The sequence below is a fragment of the Streptomyces sp. KLMMK genome, from assembly GCF_036961605.1.
Classification (GTDB): Bacteria; Actinomycetota; Actinomycetes; order Streptomycetales; family Streptomycetaceae; genus Streptomyces; species Streptomyces telluris.
In genome coordinates, this window is sequence record NZ_JBAMDC010000496.1 from 1 (window position 1) to 4105 (window position 4105).

The 4105-nt window shown below is 74.8% G+C and carries 5 protein-coding genes and 1 pseudogene; 3 read left to right on the plus strand and 3 right to left on the minus strand.

All coding sequences use genetic code 11. The features are described from left to right. Positions 1-377 (plus strand): annotated as a pseudogene (locus V7793_RS34320) (MFS transporter); the annotation flags it as partial. 49 nt (positions 378-426) lie between these two features. Next, a complete protein-coding gene (locus V7793_RS34325; RefSeq protein WP_336013616.1) occupies positions 427-1485 on the plus strand; it encodes an aldo/keto reductase in 1059 nt (352 codons plus the stop codon). 26 nt (positions 1486-1511) lie between these two features. On the opposite strand, the gene V7793_RS34330 is transcribed toward V7793_RS34325, so the two are convergent. Next, on the minus strand, positions 1512-1724 hold the full coding sequence (locus tag V7793_RS34330) for a hypothetical protein (RefSeq protein ID WP_336013617.1): 213 nt from the start codon (positions 1722-1724) through the stop codon (positions 1512-1514). Between the two features lie 152 nt (positions 1725-1876). On the opposite strand from V7793_RS34330, the gene V7793_RS34335 reads away from it, so the two are divergent. Further along, the gene (locus V7793_RS34335) at positions 1877-2482 is read left to right on the plus strand and encodes a GNAT family N-acetyltransferase (protein WP_336013618.1); all 606 of its coding nucleotides are present in this window, start codon (positions 1877-1879) and stop codon (positions 2480-2482) included. Here the strand turns inward: V7793_RS34335 and V7793_RS34340 are convergent. Beyond that, entirely contained in the window at positions 2434-3552 is a 1119-nt protein-coding gene (locus tag V7793_RS34340; RefSeq protein WP_336013619.1) for a FecCD family ABC transporter permease, read from the minus strand. The genes V7793_RS34335 and V7793_RS34340 overlap by 49 nt on opposite strands. Continuing rightward, on the minus strand, positions 3549-4105 hold a 557-nt coding region (locus V7793_RS34345), incomplete at its 5' end, for a FecCD family ABC transporter permease (RefSeq protein ID WP_336013620.1). The genes V7793_RS34345 and V7793_RS34340, both read right to left, overlap by 4 nt.

The following is a 4105-nucleotide window of genomic DNA, read 5'->3' on the forward strand; positions in this document are numbered from 1 at the left end:
CGTGGTCACTGCCGTCCGCCGCCCTGGCCACCGGGCAGCCGCTGCCATGGATATGTGCCGGGGCGCTGGCGGCCGGCGCCGGCTCGGCGGTCTGCGGAACGCTCTACGCGACCGCCACACAGCGTCAGGTGCCCTCCGGCACGCTCGCCCGGGTCAGCGCCTACGGCTCGTTCGGGGCGTTCGCGCTCGGGCCGGTCGGGCTGGCCGCCGCGGGGCCGCTCTCGGTGCTCGTGGGGACGTCGGGGGTGCTGGGGTTCGGCGCGGTCTGGCAGCTCGCGGCGGTGGCCGTGGTGCTGTCGCTGCCCGCGATACGGGCGGCGCTGCCGTCCGCTCCTCGTGGCCGCGGGGTTTGCGCTGGAGCGCGCTCCAGCTCGTAACGTCGGCCCCGCGACCGGGTCGCACACGACCGGACCGAAGGGGAACTTCGTGCGTTACACACTGTTCGGCAGGACCGGCCTGCGGGTGAGCGAGCTGAGTCTCGGGGCCATGACCATCGGAGACGACTGGGGCTGGGGCGCGGACAAGGACACCAGCCGGCGGATCCTCGACGCCTACGCCGATGCCGGCGGCAACTTCGTCGACACGGCCGACATCTACACCGGGGGCACGTCGGAGCGCATCCTCGGCGAGCTGCTGGAAGGCCGCCGGGGGCGCTTCGTCCTGGCCACCAAGTACAGCTGCGCCACCGCCGAGGGGGATGTGAACGCCGCGGGCAACCACCGCAAGAACCTGGTGCAGTCGGTGGAGGCGAGCCTGCGCCGGCTGCGCACGGACCACGTGGACGTGCTGTGGGTGCACGCGCGGGACAACTTCACGCCCGTGGAGGAGGTGATGCGGGCCCTGGACGACGTCGTGCGCAGCGGGAAGGTGCTGTACGTCGGCGTCTCCGACTGGCCGGCCTGGGAGATCGCACAGGCGAACACGCTCGCCGAGCTGCGCGGGTGGACGGCCTTCGCCGGTTCGCAGCTGCGCTACAACCTGCTGGACCGCACGCCCGAGCGCGAACTGCTCCCGCAGGCCCGCGCCTTCGACCAGGCGGTGCTGGCATGGAGCCCGCTGGCGGCCGGCAAGCTGACGGGCAAGTACCGCCGCGGCGAGACCGGCAGGCTGAGCGCGGAGAGCCCGCAGAGCGCGCCGGGAGGCAGCGAGGAGGCGATCGTCACGGCCGTCATGGAGGTCGCCGAGCAGGGCGGCTGGAGCCCGGCGCAGGTGGCGCTCGCGTGGCTGCTCGGCCGGCCCGGCAACGTCGTCCCGATCGTCGCGGCCACCAAGGAGAGCCAGCTGGCCGACAACCTGGCCTCGGTGGACGTCGACCTCGACGCCGACGCCGTGGCACGGCTGGACGAGGTGAGCGCGGTGCCGCTGGGCTTCCCGCACGACTTCCTGCGGGAGCCGGGCATCACGCGGAACGTCTACGGCGACCGCTGGCCCGCCATCGACAACCGCCGCTCCACCTACCGGCGCACGGCGAACGAGATCCTCTGACTCCGGCCGCAGGGCCCGGGGAACCCCTACGGCCGGGAGCGCCCGGGCCGGGCCCCTCCTGCGCCCGGGGCGCTGCGCTCCCCCGCTCCGGGCTCCGCTCCCGGCTCCTCCGGGGTCAGGGGTTCCGCGTCGCGCCACTCCTCGGTCCGGGTGGGCCGTCCCGACCGGGTCAGCTCCTCCACTTCCTTCTTCAGCTCGTCGTCCCGCTTGGCGCCGTGCTTGCTGCTTCCCCGGTCCATCGTTCGTGCCTCCTGCTGATCAGGTGCTGGGACCGGTCGGGTGCCCGGACTTTTCCTGACTAAACCAGCTGCCCACCCCCTCCCGGGACCAAGATTTAGTTAGGTTAGGCTTACCTCACTTTCCAGGTAAACGTGAGAACCGGGAGCCCTTTATGAGGCTGGGTCCGCTGACGGTCCGTACAGGAGAGGGCCGCCCGGCCCTCCCGGCAGCGGGCGGCGTACGGACGGCGCGGGCCGCCGACGCGCCCGGGCTGTACACCCTGTCGGAACCCTTCATGCGGACCGGTGCGCTGCGCCGCCGCACACCCCACGTCTACGCGGCACGGTTCGCCGAGTTCTTCGTGGCGGAGGACGCCCAGGGGACCCTCGAAGGGTGCGTGGCCCTGCGGACGTTCCCCGGCGACGGCCTGCCGGCCACCGGGGTGGCGGGCGTGCTGCACAACTTCTGCGTGCGGCCCGGCCGCCAGCGCCGCGGCATCGGCTCGCGCCTGCTGACGGCGCTGCTGCTCCACGCCTCCGACCGGTCGGTGACCGAGGTGTTCGCGGCGACGACCGGCGACGGCGGGGCCTTCCTCCGCAGCGGCTTCCGCGAGACGGACGCCGCCCGCGCGCCACGCACGTGGGCGGCCGCCCTCGATCCCGCCCGCGGCTCCCGCGTCTTCGCCCGGCCCCTGCCCGGGGCCCCGCTCCCCGAGGAGTGCGATCCCGCTCAGCCCTGGCCGTCGCGCCACTGCCGGGCCAGCACGTACACCAGGTAGCAGCCGCCGACGACCCCGGTCAGGACCCCCACGGGAAGCTGCGTGGGGGCCAGCATCCGCTGCGCGGCCAGGTCGCCGGCCGTCAGCAGCAGGGCGCCCAGGACGGCCGACGGCGCGAGGTTGGGGCCCGGGGAGCGGGTGAGCCTGCGCACCACCTGGGGCGCCACCAGGGCGACGAACGGCACGGGGCCCGCGACGGCCGTGGCCAGGGCGGTGAGCCCCACGCCGACGACGAGCGCCACGGCCTTGACCCGCTCGACCCGTACGCCCAGCGCCGACGCCGTGTCCTCGCCCATCTCCAGCATGCGCAGCGGCCGGGCGAGGAGCAGGGCCACGGGGGTGAGGACGGCGAGTGCGGCGGTCATCGTGCCCACGTGCTCCCAGCCGCGGCCGTTGAGGCTGCCGGTGAGCCAGACCTGGGCGCTCTGCGCATCGGTGAAGGACGCCTTCGCGATCAGGTAGGCGTTGGCCGAGGAGAGCAGTGCGCTCACGCCGATGCCGACGAGGACGAGCCGGAAGGTGGCCGCGCCGCCGCGCCAGGCGAGCAGGTAGACGGCGGCGCCGGTCACCGCGCAGCCGGTGACCGAACCGGCGGCGACCGAGGCGGTGCCCGCGCCCAGCACGAGGATGGTGACGAGGGCGCCGGTGGCGGAGCCGACGGTGAAGCCGATGACGTCGGGGCTGCCGAGGGGGTTGCGGGCGACGTTCTGGAAGAGCGCGCCGGACAGGCCGAGGGCGGCGCCGACCAGAAGGGCCGTCAGCAGCCGGGGCAGCCGCAGCTCTTGGACGATGTACGTGTACGCGGGGTTGCCGTCTCCGCCCAGGACGCGCAGGACGTCGGGCACGGGGATGCGGAAGTCGCCCGTGGTGAGCGTCCACACGCCCGTGACGCCCGCCGCCAGGAGCAGGGCGAGGCAGACGGCGGCCGCGCGCGGGTCCCAGCGCACGGAGAGGGCGGGGCGGCCGCCGGGCGGGGACAGGCGCAGGGCGCGCAGGCGCGTGATCCGCGGGGGCGCGCTCTGCGGCCGTGACGCCGGACGGGGGCGCGCAAGCGGGGTACGGCTGGTCACAGTTCGCTGATCCTCTTGCGGCGGACGAGTGCGATGAACAGGGGCGCTCCGAGGAACGCGGTGACGACTCCCGCCTCCAGCTCCTGCGGGCGCAGCACGACGCGGCCGAGGATGTCGGCGGCCAGCAGCAGCGCGGCGGCGAGGACGGCGCTGTAGGGCAGGACCCAGCGCTGGTCGGGCCCGGCGATCAGCCGTGCCACGTGCGGAACGGCCAGTCCGACGAAGGCGATCGGGCCGACGGCGGCGGTGGCCGCCCCGCACAGCAGGGTGATGGCGAGCATGGTGGCGAACCGGGTGCGGCCGGGGCGGGCGCCGAGCGCGCGGGCGGTGTCGTCGCCCAGGGCCACGGCGTTCAGCGGCCGGGCCAGCAGCGCCGCCAGCAGCGCGCCCGCGGCCAGGAACGGCAGCACCTGCCGGAGCAGGGCGCCGTCCACGCCGCCGAGGGTGCCGATCTGCCAGAACCGGAAGCGGTTGAGGGTGAGCGGGTCGAGCAGGATCAGGCCGTTGACGACCGCCGTGAGGACGGCGGTGACGGCCGTGCCCGCGAGGGCGA